The 19,710-nt window shown below is 71.7% G+C and carries 17 protein-coding genes and 1 tRNA gene; 10 read left to right on the top strand and 8 right to left on the bottom strand.

The window, feature by feature from the left end; translation table 11 throughout:
• The first annotated feature begins 45 nt into the window (after positions 1 to 45).
• On the top strand, positions 46 to 444 hold the full coding sequence (locus tag CVS47_RS08925) for a GlcG/HbpS family heme-binding protein (protein ID WP_127095766.1): 399 nt from the start codon (positions 46 to 48) through the stop codon (positions 442 to 444).
• A 25-nt stretch (positions 445 to 469) separates the two neighbouring features.
• Here the strand turns inward: CVS47_RS08925 and CVS47_RS08920 are convergent, their stop codons facing one another.
• The 4 genes from CVS47_RS08920 to CVS47_RS08905 all read right to left on the bottom strand — a co-directional run bounded on the left by CVS47_RS08920 (position 470) and on the right by CVS47_RS08905 (position 4,807).
• Positions 470 to 718, bottom strand: coding sequence for a hypothetical protein (locus tag CVS47_RS08920; protein WP_127095765.1), 249 nt, complete (start codon positions 716 to 718; stop codon positions 470 to 472).
• 152 nt (positions 719 to 870) lie between these two features.
• Positions 871 to 2,142: a hypothetical protein gene (locus CVS47_RS08915; protein ID WP_127095764.1), complete on the bottom strand. Its 1,272-nt coding sequence runs from the start codon at positions 2,140 to 2,142 to the stop codon at positions 871 to 873.
• 30 nt (positions 2,143 to 2,172) lie between these two features.
• Positions 2,173 to 3,855, bottom strand: coding sequence for a S8 family peptidase (locus tag CVS47_RS08910; protein WP_127095763.1), 1,683 nt, complete (start codon positions 3,853 to 3,855; stop codon positions 2,173 to 2,175).
• Between the two features lie 70 nt (positions 3,856 to 3,925).
• Positions 3,926 to 4,807 carry a hypothetical protein gene (locus CVS47_RS08905; RefSeq protein WP_127095762.1) on the bottom strand — a complete coding sequence of 294 codons (882 nt, stop codon included), beginning with the start codon at positions 4,805 to 4,807 and terminating at the stop codon, positions 3,926 to 3,928.
• A 566-nt stretch (positions 4,808 to 5,373) separates the two neighbouring features.
• On the opposite strand from CVS47_RS08905, the gene CVS47_RS16935 reads away from it, so the two are divergent.
• The 3 genes from CVS47_RS16935 to CVS47_RS08885 are packed head-to-tail and all read left to right on the top strand — an operon-like array spanning position 5,374 to position 8,790.
• Positions 5,374 to 6,954 (top strand): ABC transporter ATP-binding protein, encoded by a 1,581-nt coding sequence (locus CVS47_RS16935; RefSeq protein WP_241240085.1) that lies wholly within the window; start codon positions 5,374 to 5,376, stop codon positions 6,952 to 6,954.
• A gap of 11 nt (positions 6,955 to 6,965) precedes the next feature.
• On the top strand, positions 6,966 to 8,498 hold the full coding sequence (locus tag CVS47_RS08890) for a hypothetical protein (RefSeq protein ID WP_241240084.1): 1,533 nt from the start codon (positions 6,966 to 6,968) through the stop codon (positions 8,496 to 8,498).
• 25 nt (positions 8,499 to 8,523) lie between these two features.
• Entirely contained in the window at positions 8,524 to 8,790 is a 267-nt protein-coding gene (locus tag CVS47_RS08885) for a DUF3039 domain-containing protein (RefSeq protein WP_127095760.1), read from the top strand.
• Positions 8,791 to 8,805: 15 nt separating this feature from the next.
• Here the strand turns inward: CVS47_RS08885 and CVS47_RS08880 are convergent, their stop codons facing one another.
• Positions 8,806 to 10,146 (bottom strand): nicotinate phosphoribosyltransferase, encoded by a 1,341-nt coding sequence (locus CVS47_RS08880; RefSeq protein WP_127095759.1) that lies wholly within the window; start codon positions 10,144 to 10,146, stop codon positions 8,806 to 8,808.
• Between the two features lie 153 nt (positions 10,147 to 10,299).
• Between CVS47_RS08880 and murI the strand changes: the two genes are divergently transcribed.
• The 4 genes from murI to CVS47_RS08860 all read left to right on the top strand — a co-directional run bounded on the left by murI (position 10,300) and on the right by CVS47_RS08860 (position 13,510).
• Positions 10,300 to 11,118, top strand: a complete 819-nt coding sequence (gene murI / locus CVS47_RS08875) for a glutamate racemase (RefSeq protein WP_127095758.1) — start codon at positions 10,300 to 10,302, stop codon at positions 11,116 to 11,118.
• 49 nt (positions 11,119 to 11,167) lie between these two features.
• Positions 11,168 to 11,905: a ribonuclease PH gene (gene rph / locus CVS47_RS08870; RefSeq protein WP_127095757.1), complete on the top strand. Its 738-nt coding sequence runs from the start codon at positions 11,168 to 11,170 to the stop codon at positions 11,903 to 11,905.
• 2 nt (positions 11,906 to 11,907) lie between these two features.
• Entirely contained in the window at positions 11,908 to 12,504 is a 597-nt protein-coding gene (gene rdgB / locus CVS47_RS08865; protein ID WP_206502584.1) for an RdgB/HAM1 family non-canonical purine NTP pyrophosphatase, read from the top strand.
• An 85-nt stretch (positions 12,505 to 12,589) separates the two neighbouring features.
• Complete coding sequence (locus CVS47_RS08860) at positions 12,590 to 13,510, top strand: cation diffusion facilitator family transporter (protein ID WP_127095755.1); 921 nt, start codon at positions 12,590 to 12,592, stop codon at positions 13,508 to 13,510.
• A 3-nt stretch (positions 13,511 to 13,513) separates the two neighbouring features.
• Here CVS47_RS08860 and CVS47_RS08855 read toward each other — a convergent pair whose 3' ends face one another.
• Positions 13,514 to 16,090 (bottom strand): ATP-dependent DNA ligase, encoded by a 2,577-nt coding sequence (locus CVS47_RS08855; protein ID WP_127095754.1) that lies wholly within the window; start codon positions 16,088 to 16,090, stop codon positions 13,514 to 13,516.
• Positions 16,091 to 16,167: 77 nt separating this feature from the next.
• Between CVS47_RS08855 and ku the strand changes: the two genes are divergently transcribed.
• On the top strand, positions 16,168 to 17,145 hold the full coding sequence (gene ku / locus CVS47_RS08850) for a non-homologous end joining protein Ku (protein WP_127095753.1): 978 nt from the start codon (positions 16,168 to 16,170) through the stop codon (positions 17,143 to 17,145).
• Positions 17,146 to 17,199: 54 nt separating this feature from the next.
• Here the strand turns inward: ku and CVS47_RS08845 are convergent, their stop codons facing one another.
• Together CVS47_RS08845 and CVS47_RS08840 are read right to left on the bottom strand one after the other, a co-directional pair.
• Positions 17,200 to 17,973 (bottom strand): DedA family protein, encoded by a 774-nt coding sequence (locus tag CVS47_RS08845; RefSeq protein ID WP_127095752.1) that lies wholly within the window; start codon positions 17,971 to 17,973, stop codon positions 17,200 to 17,202.
• Positions 17,974 to 18,046: 73 nt separating this feature from the next.
• Positions 18,047 to 18,128, bottom strand: a tRNA-Leu gene (locus tag CVS47_RS08840).
• Between the two features lie 129 nt (positions 18,129 to 18,257).
• Here CVS47_RS08840 and CVS47_RS08835 point away from each other — a divergent pair.
• Entirely contained in the window at positions 18,258 to 19,550 is a 1,293-nt protein-coding gene (locus CVS47_RS08835) for an alpha/beta hydrolase-fold protein (RefSeq protein WP_241240083.1), read from the top strand.
• Positions 19,551 to 19,710: the final 160 nt, after the last annotated feature.

Genomic DNA, 19,710 nt, shown 5'->3' with positions numbered 1-19,710 from the left:
GTGCGGGATCGTCCTGTGCCGGGCCCGGCCCGCCGAAGGGAAGTCATGTCCGTCACACTCGAGGATGCCCGTCGCGTCATCGCCGCAGCCGAGGCGAAGGCTGATGAGGTCGGTCAGCCGATGAACATCGCCGTCGTCGACGCCGGCGGCAATCTGGTCGCCCACATCCGGCAGGACGGCGCATGGATCGGCAGCGTCGACATCTCCATCAGCAAGGCCTGGACGTCGCGGGCGTTCGACATCTCCACGAAGGACCTCGGCGACAACTCGCAGCCGGGGAAGCAGTTCTTCGGCATCCACACGACCAACGGAGGCCGGGTCGCGATCTTTGCCGGGGGCATCCCGCTCTCCCGCGACGGTGTCGTGGTCGGAGCGGTCGGCGTCAGCGGGGGCTCGGGCGAGCAGGACCACGCCGTCGCCGAGGCCGGCGCCGCCGGGTTCTGAGCGTCTGCGGGCGTCGGCGGCGCGGTCAGTCGCCGGCGTCCGCGTCCGCGCCGGGCTCCGCTCCGGCGCCCGGCTCCGCCTCGGGGTCGTCCGCCATGCCCGCGCGCACCACGACGGGGACGGCGATGCTCGTCACAGAGGCGCCGAGCACGGCCTCGAGGCCGATGCCGATGGGCGCTTCGAGCGTCTCAGCGGGGGAGCCGGGTTCGGCCGGCTCCGACGGGAGACCGGCCCACTCCGACGGCTCTTCGGGGCGGGATGCGAAAAGACCCATGCGACCATTGTGCGCCGGATCGCGGGGCGCCGGATCGCGGGGCGCCGGATCGCGGGGCGCCGGATCGCGGGGCGCCGGATCGCGGGGCGCCGGATCGCAGCGCGCCGTGTGCGGCATCCGTTCCATCGATCGTCGCCGATCGACCGGACGGATCAGGTGGACGTGATGGCGGTGAGGACGGCGTAGGCGACCTGGCGCCCGGCGATGTCGGAGTGTCCGGAGACGAAGTCGTCCGCGCGGAGCGAGGAGACGTGCCCAGGGCGGAAGGCGTAGGTGCCTCCGACGTCGGCGAGGTCGGCCGCGGGCAGCGACGCGGGGGTCCTGAGTGCGCCGTTTCGACCGATGCCGCCGTAGGGGTCGTTCTCGTCGCCGAGTCCCGCCCCGATCTGGCGGGCGAGTCTCGATGCCACCGGATAGGCGACACCGACGGCCTTGTCGTTGTGCGTGAAGGTGACGAGCACCGGCCCGAGGACCTTGGCGGGGACGGCGGCGAAGAGGCCGTCGGTGCCCGCGCCGTCCCAGTCGTGGGCCATGCCGAAGTGGCTGTAGGCCGCCTGCAGCAGCGAGAGCGATGAGACCGGAGCGTCCGCGGCGAGCGCCGCGGCGGTGACCGCACGGCCGCCGAAGGAGTGTCCGACGAGGTGGAGGCGTGCATCGGAGGCCGTGGCGTGCAGCTCCTCGAGGAGACGCGCCATGCCCTTCCTGCCCACCAGGCCCGCACGCTCCTTCATCGTGTAGTACGTCGTGACGTTGAGCAGATTGCGGGCGGCGCTGATCAGTCCGTCGAAGAAGCCCGCGGCTCCGCCGTCCTCGAGGGGAGCGAGACCCGCGGGATCGATGTCGGCGGCGCCGCCGACCGCGGCCGGTGCGGCGTCGTCGGAGCCGCTGTCCTTCGCGGCCTCGAAGACCTGGGCCGGATCGCCTGTCTTCAGCGCGGTGAACGCGGCCTCGTCCTCACCCTTCGTGGAGTTGGGGAGCGTACCGCGCAGGAGGGAGACGAACTCGGCCTGCGCCGCGGAGTCGGTGCGCAGACGGGGGATGAGGGCGGCGAGGCGTGTCGCCGTGGCGGCGTCCTCGACACGCGAGCGGATCTCGGCGGCGAGGACGGCGGCGTCGTCCTCGATGCCCGCGCCGGCCCCGGAGTCCTCCTCGGCCGCCCACTGGATCGACGGCCAGACCATGCCCACGACGACGATGCGCCGATCGGTCGCACCAGGAACGCGGTCACGGACGGCGACGATCGAGGCGACGATCCTCTCGTAGAGGTCACGGGCCTGGGCGGCCGTGTTGTTCCACCCGTGCGAGAGCAGGATCACGTCGGTGGCGTTCCTGTCCCTCACGAGGGATGCCGCCTCCCGCAGCTGGTCGGGCTCCGCGGGGACGCCTTTCTCATCGAACTGCACCTCGGTGTACGGCAGTCTCATGACCACGCCTCCCTGTCCTGGCCCGTGGGCCTACACGCTCTGGATCGCCCGCATCGCGTCCACGAGACCGCGTCCCTGGAATGTCCGCTCGCGGCCGAGGTCGCTCGCCGAGTCCATGAGGATGCGCTTCACGTCGTCGGGCTTGCCGATGAACTCTCTATGGACGGAGAGGAAGGCGGCGGCCACTCCTGATACATGCGGAGCCGACATCGAGGTGCCGGAATCCTCGACATAGGTGACGTCTGCGGACTTCTGGCCCTTCTCCAGCCGCACCGTCGCGCGCGCCTTCTCCAGGAGCTCGCCCGCCCCCGCGCTGACCACCCGCTCGCCCGGGGCCACCAGGTCGGGCTTGAGGCGCCCGTCGCCGGTCGGCCCCTTGGAGGAGAAGTACGACACGCCGGTGGCGTACGGCTTGATCGATGTCGAGCCCACGGTGATCGCCCGCGCGGCGTTGCCCGGGTCGTTGATCGTCATGCCGAAGCCGAGCCGCATCTCCCTGCCGGCGGTGTCGCGCGCCGCGCCGTAGCCGGTGTTGCCCGACGACACGACCACGCAGACGCCGTCGGAGACGAGGCGGTCCACCTCGCGGCAGACGGGGGAGAGGCCCGCCGCGAACCACGATGGATCGAAGGGGTAGCCGAGTGACAGGTTGACCCCGTGCACGATGAGGTCGCGGCCGCCGCGGTTGACGTCCTGGATGTACTGCAGCGCCTCCAGGAGCGACGCGAGGTCGCCGGTCCTGTCGTCGCGCAGCACCTTGATCGGCACGATCGTCGTGCGCGGCGCCATGCCGCTGATGTGGTCGAGCTCGACCCGCTGCACGCCGGTCTCGCCCTCCGCGGTGCGGTACCAGGTCGCCGCGCAGATCGGCTTCCCTCGAGGCCCGACGGCCTGCCCGCCGGCGATGATGCCGGCGACGTGCGTGCCGTGCCCGTTCGGGTCGCGGAGCGCATCCGCGTCGCTCGATCCCGGCACGAAGCTGCGCGCGCTGACCCCGTCGGGGAGGCTCAGGGTGTCGTAGGTGCGGAAATGCGGATGCGTCGCGTCGACGCCGGTGTCCAGCACCGCCCAGACGATGCCGTCGCCCGTGGCGTCGAACGACCGGACGGCGGCATCCGACTTCGTCGTGATGACCGAACGGTGGATCGTCGCGCGCACCTCGAAGTTCGGCCAGATGCGGTTGATGAAGCTGCGGGGAGCGGTCTTGGACTCCTGCCGGCCGCCCCGCACGGCGCCGCCCTTCTCGGCGTCCACGCGGACGAGCTCGAGGATCTCCGTGGCGGTGAGCGCGGCCATGAGGTAGGTGCCCGACAGCCAGGGCTCCGGCACGTCCTTCCGGCCCTGGGCGGCGATGAGCACCGACGCGCGCAGCTCGCCCACGGCATCGCCCGCGGAGATGCCGCTGTCGGTGCGCAGCTCGATGACGATGCCGATGGGCTCGTCGGGGCGGGCCGAGGACATCCGCTCGGCCAGCGGCCGCGTGATGACGGAGTCGGTCACGAGCGAGACGGTCGTCGGCACGCCGGGCAGGGAGAACGCGGGGGTCAGAGGTCCGGAGGGTCCCGGCGCCCGCCGATCGTCGTCGTGCTCGTCGACGTCCGACGGCTCCTCGCCGCGCGGTGCCGGCTTGGCGGGATCCGGCTCGAGGTCGGCGTCCGGTTCGATCGCCCTGAATTCGCGCGGAAGCTGGGGTCGATCCTCGGTTGCCGACATGACGCACCCGCTCTCTCCTGCGGTGACAGTACCGCCGGAGTGCACCCGGTGTCACGGGTGGATCAGCGCATCAGCTGCGGAGCGTCGACTCCGGAGGAGCGGATGCCGCGCCGGCGGCTTCCAGCTTCGCCTGCGCCTTGCGGGCGCGGCGTCCGCCGTTCCGCCGGCCCTCGCCGACGGCCGGAGTGCTCGTGCGGGGCTCGAGCTCGGTGGGGAGTGTGACGGGAGGCATGCCGAAGGCCTTCCGCGAGTTGACGAGCACGCGCCGGCCGAGCAGGTGGTTGCCCGTGCCGCCCACCACGGCGCCGATGCCGAACGGCAGCGCCTTCCCGAGGAAGGAGGCGCCCCCCTTGGCGGCGAACTGGCGGACGAACGAGCCCTTGAGCCGGTCGACGAGCGGCCCGACGGCGGCGCGGGGGAGCGTCTTGGTGATGAGCTCGCCCCAGTAGCGATCGCGGGTGACGCCCTTTCCGCCGGCCTGGCCGGCGAGCTGTGACACGAGGTCGATGCCCTCCTTGCCGAGCATCAGCGTGAGGACGAGCGCGCGGGCGCGGTCGGGGTTGTCGACGGGGATGCCGTGCACCTCCGACACCGACTGCGCGAACAGCGCCGTCGCCTCCAGGAAGCCGACCGTCTCGACGCCGCTGAGCGCGAGCGTGATGCCGGTCCCGATGCCCGGGACGACCGCCGTCGCACCGACGGCGGCGCCGCCGGTGGTGACGGCGGCGAGATAGCGGCGTTCGAGCATCTTGACGATGTCGAGGGTGGAAGCCTCGGGGTGACGGGCGCGGATCCCGCGGAGGTGCGCGAGCACGAGCGGGCGCTGCACGGCCAGCACGCGGTCGAGCACGCGCACCAGTCGGGGATGCTCGTCGGAGCCCGCGGGAGGAAGCCCGCCGTCCCAGGGGGACTCGTCGGTGAGGGAGTGGATGCGATGCACCTTGTCGGCCATGCCGCGAGTGTACGGACGCCGTCTGCACGAAGGCCGAGGCTTGACGGGCGGGTCGGCGGGACTTCTCGTGACGGCGGGGGCGGGTCGGCCGCCATCCGCTTCGTCCGTTGTCGATTCGTGACGCGATGGAGGGCGCAATCGGGCGTCACCCTCGGGGCGGACGGACTTCGTCTTGGTAGGTTGGAGCGGTGCCAGCCTCTCTACCGGTGCCTGACGACGCCTTCTCGGAAGACTCCGACGGGACGGTCGATCGCGAACCGGGGCAGGGCGGCCGGATCGTCCAGCTGCCCTCCGCGTCGGTGGCTCCGGCCGGTGGTCGCGTCGAGGCGAACGGTGCGACCGAGGACTCGGCGTTGACTCCGCCTGAGGCTCCGGCTGGGACGCCGGCTGAGGGTGCCGAGCCGAAGCCGGCGCCCACGCCGCGTGCCCCGCGGAAGCCCCGCGCGACGGCAGGTCAGACACCGCCGCGGCCACGCGCTCCGCGGGCGACGTCCGCGACGTCGGGCGCCGCCAAGCCTCGGGCGCCGCGGACCAAGAAGCCCACGGCGGCGGCCTCGGCAACGCCCGTGAAGGACGCCGCGCGCGAGGTGGAGCCCGTCGAGGAGAAGCCGACCTCGGATCAGCCGACCGTCGACGTCGCCGCCGACACGCCCGAGCCGGTGAATTCCGTGCCCGTCGAGCAGGCGACTACGGATGCCGCGATCGTGACTACTGAGGATGCCGCGGTCGCGGCGCACCCCGGACCGCCACCGCCGCTGCCGCCCGACCTGCGCCCGCCGACCGTGCCTGCCGGCCTCGTCATCCCGCCGCGTCCGCCGCTGCCCGTCGTGCAGCCGCAGGCCGAGGATGTCGACACCGAGTCCGCCGCCGGCGTCGTCGCGGACGCGCCCGGGATCGCCGGCGAGGCGGAACCCGCCGAGGTCGCGCCCGAGGACGTCGTCGTCGAGAAGACGGTCGCGGACGAGCCCGAGAGCCCGGTCGCTGAGAACCCGGCTGACGACGCGGTCGATGACACGGTCGCCATCCGGGTCGTCGCCGCGGAGCCGGAGCCCGACCTCGAACAGACGTTCCTCGAGGAATCGCCGTTCGCCGAGCCGATCTTCGAGGAGCCGGACCTCGAAGAGCCGATCGTCGACGAGCCGATGATCGACGAGCCCGACCTCGAGGAGCCGATCCTCGAAGAGCTCGAAGCCGACGACCTCACGACGGACGTCGACACCGAGGACGCGGCATCCGTCCCCGTCGTCGAGCCCGACGTCGACACCGGGACTCCGTCCGATGTCGACGAGGCCACCGACCTGGCGGACCCCTCCGCGGTCGAGGAGTCCTCGGCCGCCGCCGCCGTGGTGTTCGACCGCGACGAGACCGACGTCGAGACGGACGTCGACGGCGCCGTGCTGCGGGTCCGCGGCATCACCAAGGTCTTCGGCGAGACGCGCGCCGTGGACGGCATCGACCTGACCGTCCCGGCCGGCACCTTCTACGGCCTGGTCGGCCCCAACGGCGCCGGCAAGACCACCACCCTCTCGATGATCGCCGGCCTGCTGCGCCCTGACCGGGGCTCGATCGAGGTCAACGGCATCGACGCGAAGACCGACCCGGTGGGGGCGAAGCGGGCGATGGGCGTGCTGCCCGACCGCCTGCGCACCTTCGACCGTCTGACGGGCCGCCAGCTGCTGTACTACTACGGCATCCTCCGCAAGCTTCCGCCGTCGGTGGTGGAGAGCCGCACCGCCGATCTTGCGCGCGCCTTCGACCTGACCGACGCGCTCGGCCGTGTCGTCTCCGACTACTCCGCCGGCATGGCGAAGAAGGTCATGCTCGCGGGAGCGATGATCCATTCGCCGCGCCTGCTCGTGCTCGACGAGCCGTTCGAGGCCGTCGACCCGGTCTCCAGCGCGGTCATCCTCGACATCCTCGGCACGTACGTCGCCCACGGCGGCACCGTGATCCTTTCCAGCCACGGCATGGACCTGGTCGAGCGGGTGTGCTCGCGGGTCGCGGTCATCGTGGCCGGGCAGGTGCTGGCCGAGGGGACCGTCGACGAGGTGCGCGGTGAGCTGACTCTCGAGCAGCGCTTCATCGAGCTGGCCGGCGGCCTCAGCGACGTGGAGGGTCTCGAGTGGCTGCACACGTTCTCCGACTGAGGATCGCGCTGATGCTGGGCGCCCTCCGCGGGGAGCCCGTGCACGTCGTCCGCATGGTGGCCGGTCTCGTGGCGCTCATCGCGGGCACGGTGCTCGCCTGCTGGGCCCTGCTGACGCTGCGGGATGCCACGTCCGCCGCCGCTCTGACGGTCACGGTCCTCGGCGGTTCGGCCGTGACCCTCGGCTTCGCGCTCGCGCCCCTGATGGCCGGCACCAGCGACCCGCTGGACCCACGGCGCTTCTCCGTCTTCGGGCTGCCGCCCGCACCGCTCGCCGCGGTGCTGCTGCTGGCCGGACTCCTCAGCGTCCCCACCTTCGTCCTGATCGCGCTCGGGGTCTGCCTCGTCCTCGTCTGGCAGGCGCACGGGGTGCCCTGGCCGGCGGGCGCCTTCGGGGTCATGCTCGGCATCCTCACCTGCTCTCTCCTCGCCCGCGTGAGCATGGCGGTCACCGCCGCGTTCATCCGCGAGCGTCGGTCCCGCGAGCTCACCGGCGTCTTCGTCCTGGCCGTCCTCGTGGTGGTCGTGCCGGTCGGGGTGTTCCTGTCGTCGCTCGAATGGCGCGGCACGGTGCCGCCGCCGCTGCGCGCCGCGGTCGGCGCCCTCGCGCTCACGCCCGTCGGCGCCTCGTGGGCGTATCCCGCCGAGCGCGTGATCGACGACGGCGCGCCCACCGCGGCGCTGACCGTCGCGGTGCTCACCGTCGCGATCCTGGCCTGCTTCTGGGCGCTGATCGTGCGGCACGCCCTCACGTCGACGGAGCGCCCCGTGGCCGTGCGCGAGCACGGCGGACTCGGCTGGTTCGGCGTCGCCCCCGGCACCCCCGGCGGAGGGGTCGCCGCGCGCAGCCTCGTGTACTGGTTCCGCGACAGCCGCTACCTGGTGAACATCGTCGCCGTGCCCATCGCCGCCGCGATCACGATGCTCCCGCTGCTCATCGCCGGCGTGCCGTTCGAATACGCGGTGCTGGTGCCCGTGCCCCTGGCCGCGCTGTTCTTCGGCTGGCTGCCGCACAACGACCTCGCGTACGACTCCTCCGCCGTGTGGATGCACATCGGAAGCGGCATCCGCGGCGTCTCCGACCGCATCGGCCGGCTGGTTCCCGTGCTCCTCGTCGCCGTTCCGGTGCTCGCCGTCGCCGTTCCGCTCACGGTCGCCGGTCACGGCCGGTGGGCTCTCCTCCCGGCGATGGTCGGCGTCTGCGCCTCGCTCTTCCTCAGCGCCCTCGGACTGTCGAGCATCTCGTCGGTCGTGGCGCCGTACGCGGTGGCCCGGCCGGGCGACAGCCCGTTCCAGCAGCCGCAGCGCGTCGGCGCCGGCGGTGCCGTCGCCCAGGGCGTGGTCTTCCTCGGAGCGATCGTGCTCAGCGCCCCCGCCCTGTGGTGGGGCTGGCTGGCCCTGACCGGCGACTACTCCCAGACCACCGCGGCCCTGTGGAGCGGCCTGGCGATCGGCGTGGTGGTGTTCGCGGTGGGCATCTCGATCGGCGCGTCTGTGTTCACGCGTCGCAGCTCACGCCTGATGGAATTCGCCGAGTCCACCTGAGCGTCCTCGGTTAGACTCGCTCTCCATGAGCACCCCCTTGGACAGACCTGACCAGGGAGGCACCGCCACCCTGGACCGAGAGCTCGAAGAGCTGATCCGCGAGGAGAATCTCGAGCCGGGTGATCATGAGCGCTTCTCCCATTTCGTCAAGAAGGACAAGATCCTGGAGTCCGCGATCACCGGCAAGCCTGTGCGCGCCCTCTGCGGCAAGAAGTGGATCCCGGGGCGTGATCCGGAGAAGTTCCCGGTGTGCCCCACCTGCAAGGAGATCTACGAGTCGATGGTCGGCTGAGCGCAGCCGCGCCCATCAGGCGACGTCGACGAAGACGGTCTCCAGCGCCGGATCCGACCTGCTGAGCGCGAGGGCGCGCACGGGCAGCTCCTCCCGCACGCGGGCGTGATGTGACCGTGCGGCCGCGACACCCTCGGGGCCCTCGGCCGCCGCGTCGATGTCGCCGCCGGTGACGAAGCTCGTCTGGAGTGCGCGGGCATCCGGGTGCTCGGCCGCCGTGGCGACGTCCTCGAAGCCGTCCGACACGGTGACGAGCTCGCTCGTCGCGGTGCCGTGCTCGAGCGTCCGGAACGCGGCCTTGCGTCCTCCGCGGGAGGCCTTGTCGGCGGACGCCTTGGCGACGCCGACCCAGGAGCCCGCGGCATCCTGTCGTGCGACGAGCTTGTAGACCATCCCTGCCGTCGGCGACCCGGAGCCCGTCACGACCGACGTGCCGACGCCGTACGCGTCGACGGGGGAGGCCGCGAGCGCCGCGATCGCGTACTCGTCGAGGTCGCTCGTGACGGTGATGCGCGTGCGCGTGGCGCCGAGTTCGTCCAGCTGCGCGCGCACCTCGGCGGCGACGGTGGGGAGGTCGCCGGAGTCGATGCGGACGCCGCCCAGCTCGGGGCCGGCGACCTGCACGGCGAGCTCGACACCGCGGCGGATGTCGTAGGTGTCGACGAGGAGCGTCGTGCTCGGGCCGAGAGCGGCGATCTGGGCGCGGAAGGCGTCTTCCTCGGTGTCGTGCAGCAGCGTCCACGAGTGGGCCGCGGTGCCCATGGTGGGTACGCCCCAGCGGCGTCCGGCCTCGAGGTTCGAGGTGGCGCCGAAGCCGGCGATGTACGCGGCGCGCGCGGCGGCCACGGCCGACTCCTCGCCCGCGCGGCGCGAGCCCATCTCCGCCAGCGGCCGGTCGCCGGCCGCGATCGACATGCGCGCGGCGGCCGTGGCGACGGCGCAGTCGTGGTTGAGCACGCTCAGCGCGAGCGTCTCCAGGATCACCGCCTCCGCGAACGTGCCCTCCACCGTCAGCACGGGGGAGCCGGGGAAGTACGCCTCGCCCTCGCGGTAGCCGATGATCGAGCCGCCGAAGCGGTAGTCCTCGAGGTAGGAGACGGTCGAGGCATCCACGACCTTCTCGTCGCGGAGGTAGCGCAGCTCGTCCTCGCCGAAGCGGAAGTCGCGGATGAGGCTCATCAGGCGCCCGGTGCCGGCGACGACGCCGAAGCGGCGGGCACCGGGGAGGCGGCGCGCGAACAGCTCGAAGACGCAGCGGCGGCCCGCCGTCCCGTCGCGCAGGGCCGCATCGAGCATGGTGAGCTCGTAGCGGTCGGTGTGGAGGGCCGTGCTGCGCAGGACGCCGGTGCTCGTCATGCGGTCAGCCTACTGAGCGAGCCTCCCGTGCCGGTCGCAGGGCGCGCGTGCGGTATACGCCCCGACACCCCGCCGCGGGTGCCGCCGAGGCCGCCGCTCCCGACGACCGGCACGCAGAGGGGTGGCGCGGCCCCTGGCGTAGGGTGGGGGATCGTGGATGACGCGCCGATCGGGATCTTCGACTCCGGGGTCGGCGGGCTCACCGTCGCCCGATCGATCTCTGCGCTCCTGCCGCGCGAGTCGCTGCTCTACATCGGCGACACGGCACATTCGCCCTACGGCCCCAAGCCCATCGCCGACGTGCGCCGCTACTCGCTCGAGGTGCTCGACACCCTCGTCGACCAGGGCGTGAAGATGCTCGTCATCGCCTGCAACACGGCCTCGGCCGCCATGCTGCGCGACGCGCGCGAGCGCTACTCCGTGCCGGTGGTGGAGGTGATCGGCCCCGCCGTCCGCACGGCGATGTCGACGACCCGCAACGGCCGTATCGGCGTCATCGGCACGGCGGGGACCATCGCCTCGCGCGCCTACCAGGACATGCTCGAGGTGAACGCCCGCCTGACCGTCTTCGCCCGCGCCTGCCCGCGCTTCGTCGAGTTCGTCGAGGCGGGGGTCACCGAGTCGTCCGAGGTGCTCGCCGTCGCCGAGGAGTACCTCGCACCGCTCCGTCACGCCGGCGTCGACACGCTCGTGCTCGGCTGCACGCACTACCCGTTCCTGGAGGGTGCTATCAGCTACGTCATGGGCGAGGGCGTGTCGCTGGTCTCCAGCGACAGCGAGACCGCGAAGGACGTCTACCGGCAGCTCGTCTCCCGAGATCTTCTCGCGGGGCCGGATGCTGCGCCCACCCATGTCTACGAGGCCACCGGCACCTCCGCCGACGACTTCGTCACGCTCGCGCACCGGCTGATGGGCCGGGAGATCCGCGACGTCCAGCTGGTGCAGACCGGCGCCATCGACCTGCCGCGCTGAGCCGCGGCATCCGACATCCCGCGTCCGACGCGCACACACGAGGAGAGCAATGAGCGAGATCATCCGGGCAGACGGCCGCGCCGTCGACGACCTGCGTCCCATCACCATCGAGCGCGGGTGGAGCGCGCACGCCGAGGGGTCCGCGCTGATCTCCTTCGGCGGCACCAAGGTGCTGTGCACGGCGTCGTTCACCAACGGCGTGCCGCGCTGGCTGACGGGCAAGGGCAAGGGCTGGGTGACGGCGGAGTACGCGATGCTGCCGCGTGCGACCAATTCCCGCAACGACCGCGAGAGCATCAAGGGCAAGGTCGGCGGGCGCACGCACGAGATCTCCCGCCTCATCGGTCGCGCGCTGCGTGCCGTCGTGGACACGAAGGCGCTCGGCGAGAACACCATCGTCATCGACTGCGACGTGCTGCAGGCCGACGGCGGCACGCGCACCGCGGCGATCACCGGCGCCTACGTCGCGCTGGCCGACGCCATCGAATGGGGCCGCGCGAAGAAGTTCATCGGGCAGAAGGCCACGCCGCTGATCGACTCCGTGGCGGCCGTCTCGGTCGGCATCATCGACGGCACGCCGATGCTCGACCTCGCCTACGTCGAGGACGTCCGCGCCGAGACCGACATGAACGTCGTGGTGACCGGCCGCGGCCTGTTCGTCGAGGTGCAGGGCACCGCGGAGGGTGCGCCGTTCGACAAGCGCGAGCTCGATGCCCTGCTCGAGCTCGGCGTCGCCGGCTGCGCCGATCTCCGCGACCTTCAGACCACGGCCCTCGCGGGGGAGTGACCGTGGGTCGCATCGTCCTCGCCACCCACAATCCGCACAAGGTCGTCGAGTTCCAGGCGATCGTGGCGGAGGTGCGGCCCGACCTCGAGGTCATCGCCTACGACGGGCCGGAACCCGTGGAGGACGGCGTGACGTTCGCGCACAACGCCCTCATCAAGGCGCGCGCCGCAGCCGCTCACACCGGGCTGCCCGCGCTGGCGGACGACTCCGGCATCTGCGTCGACGTGCTCGGCGGGTCGCCCGGGGTCTTCTCCGCCTACTGGGCCGGGCACGCGAAGGACGCCGCGGCCAACCTCGCCCTGCTGCTCGACCAGCTCTCCGACATCGCCGACGCGCACCGCACCGCGCACTTCACCTCGGCGATCGCGGTGGTCACGCCGGCTGGCGAGGAGCACGTCGTCGAGGGCATCTGGCCGGGGCGGCTGGCGCGCGAGGCCGGGGGAGCGGGCGGCTTCGGCTACGACCCCGCCTTCATCCCCGACGGCCAGGACCCGGAGGCCGAGCGCACGGTCGGCGAGTGGTCCGCGGTGGAGAAAAACGGCGAGTCCCACCGCGCGCGCGCGTTCCGGGAGCTCGGCCCGCTGCTCGCCGAGCTCTGACGCGCGGCTCCAGGTGAGAACCGTGATCGTTCCCGACTGCGCGGAATGCCGCGGACGCGCGGCCCGGCGGCCGTAACCTGGCCTCATGCACGATCACGCGCCGGAGGGCGGCATCCGCGGCGGCAGCAACCGCCGGCTGCTGGGCGTGTCGCTCGCGATCACCTCGGTGGTCATGGTGGTGCAGGTCGTCGGTGCCGTCCTGTCCGGATCGCTCGCCCTCCTCGCGGACGCCGTCCACATGTTCACGGATGCCGCGGCGCTGGTCATCGCGCTCGTGGCGAGCATGGTTGCTGCCCGGCCCGCCACCGAGCGACGCACCTACGGCTTCCAGCGCGCCGAGGTCTTCGGCGCGCTGATCAACGGCGTCATCCTGATCGCGTTGTCGGCGTGGGTGGCCGTAGAGGCCATCCAGCGCCTGGTGAATCCGCAGGAGGCGGAGGTGGCCGGCGGCCCGATGCTCATCGTCGCCGCGATCGGGCTCGTCGCCAACGCGGTGGCCATGTGGCTGCTGAGCGCGGCGCAGAAGCGCAGCATCAACGTGCGCGGGGCGTACCTCGAGGTGCTGGGCGACCTCCTCGGCTCCGCCATGGTCATCGTCGCGGCGATCGTCATCCTGTTCACCGGATGGGCGCCAGCCGACGCGATCGCCTCCCTGCTCATCGCAGCGATGATCGTGCCGCGCGCGATCGGCCTGCTGCGCGAGGTGGCCTCGGTGCTCGGCGAAGAGGTGCCGCGCGGCATCCAAGTGCAGGAGATCCGCGCGCACATCCTGCGCACTCCCGGCGTCGTCGACTGTCACGACGTGCACGTGTGGCAGCTCACGCGCGGAGCGCCGGTCTTCTCGGCGCACGTCACGGTCGCCGACGAGGCGCTCCGCGACGGCGCCTCCTCGGCCATCCTCAGCCGGCTGCAGGGCTGCCTGGCAGATCACTTCGACGTCGAGCACTCGACGTTCCAGCTCGAGGCCGCGGGGCACGTCGAGCACGACGACGCGCGCCACGCCTGAGCATCAGCTCTCGCGCACGACCTCGGACGGCGACTTGTCGGGACGCAGTCCGCGCCACCGGGAGTGCCGGAGGATGCCGCCGGGCGTGAACTCCGCGAACTCGACCTCGCCGACGAGCTCGGGCCGCACCCACAGCGCGTCGCGCGCGTCGGCGCGCGGCACGCCGACGAGCGTCGTGCCGTCGGTCCGCAGCGGTTCGAGGCGGTCCTGCAGCATGCGCAGCGTGCTCTCGCTGAAGCCGGTGCCCACACGCCCCGCGTACTGCAGTCCGTCCGGCCCCGGAATGCCGAGCAGCAACGACGCGAACGTCGACGCGCGGCTGCCCTGCCCCGGTCGGATGCCGGCGATCACGACCTCCTGTGTGCGCGTCAGCTTCACCTTGAGCCAGGAGTCCGAGCGGATGCCGCGGCGATACGTCGACGCGGGATCCTTCACCACGACGCCCTCGAGGTCGAACCGGCGGCTGGTCTCCAGCGCCTCGCGGACGTCGTCGAACACCGGCGGGACCACGAAGGTCTCGGGGAGGCCCCGTGCGACGTGCTCCAGGATGCTGCGGCGCGCCGTCAGCGGAAGGCGGGTCACGTCGCGGCCCGCGGCGGCCAGGACGTCGAAGAGGTAGTAGGTGACGGGCGTCCGCTTCGCCTCGCGGGCGACATCTCCGGCACGCGCCAGGTTCATGCGGGTCTGCAGGAGCGGGAAGCTCGGGCGGCCGCGCTCGTCGAGGGCCACGAGCTCGCCGTCGAGGATCACGGGCTCGGAACCGAGCGCGAGAGCCGCGCCGCTGATCTCGGGGTACTTCGCCGTCGACTCGTTGCCGCTGCGCGCCCAGAGGCGGAGGCTCTCGCCGTCCCACACCCCGACGGCACGGATGCCGTCCCACTTCGCCTCCGCCCACGCGGCGCCGGTCCACGACCGCGCGGCGGTCTCCGCCCACTCGGGGGTGGCGGTGGTCGACAGCATCGGCCGCAGGTCCGCCGGGGCGGGCGGCCAGGCGAGCGGGGGAGCCTGCGCGAGGAGCTCGTCGACCGGCATCTCGGGGGCGGACTCGGGAAGGTCGGGCACAGGTTCCGGTCGCGCGTCCTCGGCAGGTCCGTCAGCGGAGGGCTCGTCTTCGGCCGCCGGAGTCCTGCCGTCCGCCTGCGGTGACGCCTCGACGACCTCGCCGTCCGGCTGAGGGCGGCCCGCAGCATCCGTCTTCATCCGGTGCAGAAGCCACTGCGACTTCTCGCCCGCGCCCTTCGTGCGGATGAGGGCGAGACGCACGCGGCCGAGCGGACCGCCGGGGCGGCCCTCGAGGGTCGCGATGACCTCGTCGTCGCGCCACTTCTCGAGCTCGAAGCGCCCGTCGTCCCAGATCGTGACCGACCCCCCGCCGTACTCGCCCGCGGGGATCGTGCCCTCGAACGAGGCGTAGTCCATCGGGTGGTCCTCGGTCATGATGGCCAGGCTGTTGCGACGCGGCGTCGGCGGCACGCCGCGGGGCACCGCCCAGCTCACGAGGACGCCGTCGTGCTCGAGGCGGAAGTCCCAGTGCAGTGCGGTCGCGTGGTGCTCCTGGATCACGAAGCGCGGCAGGTCGGACGGATCGACGGTCGCGGCCGCGGGGTCCGACGGCACGGGCTCCGGCGTCTTGCCCGCCGTGCGCTTGGAGATGTAGGCGGCGAGGGGGCCGTCGTCCGACTCGCGGCCGCCGGCGTGGAACCCGAGCGCTGAGAGCGGGTCGCCGATGTCGTCGATGCGGGCGAGCACCTCCTCGAAGGAGAGCTGCCGGAGGTCGGCATCGTCGAGCTCGTCCCACGTGCGGGGTGCGGCGACGTTGGGGTGCGCCCGTCCGCGGAGCGAGTAGGGGGCGATGGTCGTCTTCGCGCCGTTGTTCTGGCTCCAGTCGATGAGCACGCGACCGTCGCGCACCGACTTCTTCATCGAGCTGACGACGAGGTCGGGATGATCGGCCTCGATCGCGCGCGCCAGCTCGTGGGCCAGAGCGGAGGCCTGCTCGCTGGTCTGCCCGGGCGGCAGCGCCGAGTAGAGCTGGATGCCCTTGCTGCCGCTGGTGACGGGGAAGGGGTCCAAGCCCATGTGCCCGAGGATCTCCCGCGCCCAGCGGGCCACCTCCGCGCATTCGGCCAGGCCCGTCCCCGGACCGGGGTCGAGGTCGAGCACGAGGCGGTCGGCGTCGCCTCGCTCGCCCGAGGCGGTGAAGCGCCACTGCGGCACGTGCAGCTCGAGACTCGCCACCTGTGCGAGGTACACCAGGGTCGGCACGTCGCCGACCAGGGGGTAGTCCTTCGGGCCGCCCGAGTGCGGGATCGGCAGGCGGTGGACCCACGACGGTGCACCGGGCTCGAGATCCTTCGCGAAGAACGACTGCCCCGGATGCTGCGCCGTCCCCACCCCGTCGGGCCACCGCTTGCGGGTGACCGGGCGACCGATCACGTGCGGGATCATCGTCGGCCCGACGCGCGTGTAGTAGTCGATCACCTCCCCTTTGGTCGTACCCGTCTCGGGGTAGAGCACCTTGTCGAGGTTGGTGATGCGCAGGCGGCGACCGCCGATGCTCGCCAGCTGCTCTCCCGCCATGTCTCCATCCTGCCGCGCGGTGTCAAGGGCCGCCGCCGGGGTAGCCGCCGGGCGCCCCGCCGGTGTTCACTGGGACCATGAGGGCGATCTGGAAGGGCGCGTTGACGTTCGGGCTCGTGAACGTGCCGGTGAAGGTGTACTCCGCGACGGAGGATCACGACGTCTCGCTGCACCAGGTGCACAACAAAGACGGCGGGCGCATCCGCTATCAGCGCGTCTGCGAGATCGACGGCGAGGTCGTGCCCTACTCCGACATCGATAAGGCGTACGACGACGGCGATCGCACGGTGGTGCTCACCAAGGAGGACCTCGACTCCCTCCCGTCCGAGCGCAGCCGCGAGATCGACGTCGTGGAGTTCGTGCCGTCGGAGCAGGTCGACCTGCTGACGCTCGACCGCGCCTACTACCTCGAGCCCGACTCCGCCTCGCCGAAGGCCTACGTGCTGCTGCGGCGCACCCTCGAGCAGACCGACCGCACCGCGATCGTGCGCTTCTCGCTGCGGCAGAAGACACGGCTGGCGGCCCTGCGTGTGCGCGGCGACGTGCTCGTGCTGCAGACGCTCCTGTGGGCCGACGAGGTGCGCGAGGCCGCGTTCCCCTCGCTCGACGAGAGCGTGCGCATCAGCGCGAAGGAGCTCGAGCTCTCGGCGTCGCTGGTCGAGTCGTTCTCCTCCGACTTCACCCCGTCGGATTTCACCGACGAGTACCAGGAGGAGCTGCGCACCCTCATCGAGGCCAAGCTCGAGAAGGGCGACGCGCTCGACACCGCCGAGACCTTCGGCGAGAAGGACGAGGAGGATTCCGGCGGCGAGGTCATCGACCTGATGGCCGCCCTGCGTGCCAGCGTCGAGCGCAGCCGGGCGGCGCGCGGAGCGGACGCGTCCGACAAGAAGACGACGGATGCCGCGGCCTCCGGCTCGGCGAAGGCGTCGGGCAGCGCCGCCGACAAGAAGAAGGCGCCCGCCACCAAGACCGCCGCATCGTCGAAGGCGTCTGCCGCCAAGACGGCGCCGGCCCGGAAGGCGCCGGCCAAGAAGACCGCGAAAGCCTCCTGAGACACGAAACGGATGCCGCGGCCTCGGGCCGCAGCATCCGTCTCGGAAGCAGGGTCAGACCGTCGGAGTGCCGCCGTCGCGGTGGTGCGGCTGGTCGAAGACGTCCTTGTCGAGCGTGAGGTGCTGGGCCTCGGCGGCGTCGGTCTCACCGTCGCCGGCGAGCGCCTCCTTCTTGGCCTTCGAGCGCTCACGGAAGTAGTGCACGGCGATGAAGCCGATGGTGCCGGCTACCGCGGCGAGGAGGATCACATCGATGTAGCTCGTGACGAAGTCGCGCACCGGGGGGATGAGTCCGACGGCGTACCCGAGCATGGTGAGGCCGATGCCCCACAGCACGGCGCCGATCAGGTTGTAGAGCGTGTAGCGCCACTTGTTCATGTGGCCGACGCCGGCCGCGATCGGCGCGAACGTGCGGACGACCGGCACGAAGCGCGCCAGGATCACGGTCGCGGCGCCGAAGCGCTCGAAGAAGGCGTTCGTACGCTCCACGTTGGCACGGCTGAAGATGCCGGATTCCTTGCGCTCGAAGATCGCCGGGCCGGCCTTGTGGCCGATGAGGTAGCCGACCTCGCCGCCGACGAAGGCCGCGAAGCCGATGAGCAGCGCGACGAACCAGACGTTCATGCCGAAGACCCCGTGAGGCGCGACATCCGAGGGGTGCGAGAGGAGCCCCGCGATGATGAGCAGCGTGTCGCCGGGGAGCAGGAACCCGATGAGCAGGCCGGTCTCGGCGAAGATGATGAAGCACACGACGAGGAGAGCCCAAGGGCCCGCCGCGGCGATGATCGTCTCGGGGTCGAGCCAGGGAAGAAGCGCGGCGTGGTGCACGTGTGTCGATTCCGTCGGGCCGCGGATGCGGCGGTCGGCGTGGTGCGGGAGGTGGTGGCGATGGCCGCCGCCGTGCGGAAGGTGGGACTTGAACCCACACGCCCGGAGGCACAGGAACCTAAATCCTGCGTGTCTGCCAGTTTCACCACTCCCGCTGGTGTGTCGATTGTATCGGTGGCGCTGTGGATCACCTGTGGCCTACGCGACCTGGGTCTGTTGTCCCGCGACGGCGCACCGTGCATCATGAGGCATACGCTGGTCCGACAGATCGAGAGGCTGCCCGAGTGGACGCACTGTGGAGCCTGAACGTCATCGACGGTCCGGCATATTGGGGCGTCCTCATCGCCGCCGTGGTGTTCGCGATCTACCTGCTGATGCGCACTCCCTCGCCGCGGTGGGTGCTGACGTCTCTCCTCGGCATCGTGCTGGGCGTGGCGATCGCGCTGGGCGTCTTCCTGGCGAGCAACGCGACGAACGCCTTCGGGTCGCCGCTCCCGCTGTTCGTCGCGTGGTGGTCGATGGGCGCGCTGGGCGGCGTGGGGCTGGCGGTGGCCAACCTCTTCCGCTCGCGCTGGTGGCGCAAAGTGCTCGCGATCATCGGCGCGCTCGTGTTCGCGCTGGCCGGCGGCCTCGGCATCAACGCCGCCTACGGCCTGAACCCGACGCTGGGGAGCATGTTCGGCGTCTCGGCCGACAATCCCGTGAACATCCCGACGCCGGACCCGACGCGGACGAACGCCGGCCCGCTCTACAGTTCGTGGACGCCGCCGGCCGACATGCCCGCCAAGGGCACGCAGGGCACGCAGGTCATCCCGGCGACGGTGTCGGGCTTCGACGCGCGGCCGGCGGGCATCTACCTGCCCCCCGCGGCGCAGGTCGCGAACGCCCCGGCTCTGCCGCTGGTCATCCTCATGATGGGATACCCCGGCAACCCCGACCCGAGCTACATCGGTGCCGTGCTCGACGACTACGCGTCGAAGAACAAGGGCCTCGCGCCGATCGTCGTCGTGGCCGACCAGATCGGCAACGGGGGAGACCCCGCGTGCGCGGACTCCTCGACCTTCGGCAACGCGGAGACGTACATCAAGAAGGACGTCGTCGACTGGGCCAAGACGAACCTCAACATCCTGGAAGACCCGAAGTTCTGGGTGATCGCCGGCTACTCCAACGGCGGCGGCTGCGCCATAAAGTACGGCGCGGAGGAGCCCGACGTCTTCATGAACATCCTCGACATCTCCGGTGAGGAATACCCCGGCTCGGAGGATGCCGACAGCGTCACGGCGCAGATCTACGGCGGCGACGCCGCGAAGTTCGAGGCCTCCAAGCCGATCAACATCCTCGCCGCGAACAAGGGCAAGTACGACGGGGTCAACGCGATTTTCACCGTCGGCGGTGCAGACCCGGCCTTCATCCCCGCGGCCAAGGCCGTCTCCGCCGCGGCGAAGGACGCCGGCATGACGACCGCCTACATCGAGATCCCCGGCGCCGGCCACGTCGTGGACGGCCTCAACGGCGGCCTGGACGCCGGCTTCGGCCTGCTGTACCCGATCCTGCAGCTCTCGCCCCCGGGGTCGTAGGACGGAGCATCCGCTCACCTGACGCCCGTCGTCGTTACCGGGCCTCATTCCGAACGGCGGTGACAGGTAGGCGAGCGGCGGCGGGCCGTTCGGGCGAGGACGGGTTGCCCGCGTTCCGTTCACCTGACGCCCGTTGTCGCCACGGATGGCTCATTCCGCA

The sequence above is a fragment of the Microbacterium lemovicicum genome (genome assembly GCF_003991875.1).
GTDB lineage: Bacteria > Actinomycetota > Actinomycetes > Actinomycetales > Microbacteriaceae > Microbacterium > Microbacterium lemovicicum.
This window is presented reverse-complemented; position numbering and strand designations above follow the sequence as displayed.

What these genes read in the sequence shown, in the direction of transcription:
- CVS47_RS08925 (WP_127095766.1), top strand. Translation starts at nt 46, where the DNA reads ATGTCCGTCACACTCGAGGATGCCCGTCGCGTCATCGCCGCAGCCGAG.
- CVS47_RS08920 (WP_127095765.1), bottom strand. Translation starts at nt 718, where the DNA reads ATGGGTCTTTTCGCATCCCGCCCCGAAGAGCCGTCGGAGTGGGCCGGT.
- CVS47_RS08915 (WP_127095764.1), bottom strand. Translation starts at nt 2,142, where the DNA reads ATGAGACTGCCGTACACCGAGGTGCAGTTCGATGAGAAAGGCGTCCCC.
- CVS47_RS08910 (WP_127095763.1), bottom strand. Translation starts at nt 3,855, where the DNA reads ATGTCGGCAACCGAGGATCGACCCCAGCTTCCGCGCGAATTCAGGGCG.
- CVS47_RS08905 (WP_127095762.1), bottom strand. Translation starts at nt 4,807, where the DNA reads ATGGCCGACAAGGTGCATCGCATCCACTCCCTCACCGACGAGTCCCCC.
- CVS47_RS08890 (WP_241240084.1), top strand. Translation starts at nt 6,966, where the DNA reads ATGCTGGGCGCCCTCCGCGGGGAGCCCGTGCACGTCGTCCGCATGGTG.
- CVS47_RS08885 (WP_127095760.1), top strand. Translation starts at nt 8,524, where the DNA reads ATGAGCACCCCCTTGGACAGACCTGACCAGGGAGGCACCGCCACCCTG.
- CVS47_RS08880 (WP_127095759.1), bottom strand. Translation starts at nt 10,146, where the DNA reads ATGACGAGCACCGGCGTCCTGCGCAGCACGGCCCTCCACACCGACCGC.
- rph (WP_127095757.1), top strand. Translation starts at nt 11,168, where the DNA reads ATGAGCGAGATCATCCGGGCAGACGGCCGCGCCGTCGACGACCTGCGT.
- CVS47_RS08860 (WP_127095755.1), top strand. Translation starts at nt 12,590, where the DNA reads ATGCACGATCACGCGCCGGAGGGCGGCATCCGCGGCGGCAGCAACCGC.
- CVS47_RS08855 (WP_127095754.1), bottom strand. Translation starts at nt 16,090, where the DNA reads ATGGCGGGAGAGCAGCTGGCGAGCATCGGCGGTCGCCGCCTGCGCATC.
- ku (WP_127095753.1), top strand. Translation starts at nt 16,168, where the DNA reads ATGAGGGCGATCTGGAAGGGCGCGTTGACGTTCGGGCTCGTGAACGTG.